The following is a 440-nucleotide window of genomic DNA, read 5'->3' on the forward strand; positions in this document are numbered from 1 at the left end:
TCTGAACCTTGTGGCAACTGCTCCATAATGCCGGAGAAATGCAAAGGTCGCGCTCCAGCACCTGCTTAATGCCAGACAGATCACACTAATGCTTATCGAAATATAGCTGCGATAGACTTCTAAAATCCGGTCATTGGCCTTTCTTTGTCCTGGGACTGTCTTTGCCGCTGTTCGAACCAGATGCAGAGTGATAAACTCAAACTGACTAGGTCAATCGCAGGGTCTACATTTGACGATGACAAAGTGTTTAACGAAACAGATCGACTTAGCTGATTTAACGTCTAGAATTGCTTCAGCTTATGTAGCCAAGAACCATGTGCCGATTGGGCAAGTAGGAAGCCTTATCGGTATCATTTATAAGGCGGTGCTCCTTCTAGCCAGCGCCAAATCTCAGGTCTCGGCGGCGCAAGACCCATCAGTTCCCGCAGTGCCTATTTCAC

The 440-nt window shown here is 47.5% G+C and carries 1 protein-coding gene; it reads left to right on the top strand.

Annotated features, from left to right (window positions below; genetic code table 11):
- Nucleotides 1-229 precede the first annotated feature (229 nt).
- Nucleotides 230-440 (top strand): hypothetical protein (locus AB1462_RS32085; RefSeq protein ID WP_367249137.1); only part of this gene is annotated, 211 nt, incomplete at its 3' end.

It is taken from the genome of Pseudomonas sp. SB113 (assembly GCF_040754745.1).
GTDB classification, from domain to species: domain Bacteria; phylum Pseudomonadota; class Gammaproteobacteria; order Pseudomonadales; family Pseudomonadaceae; genus Aquipseudomonas; species Aquipseudomonas grimontii.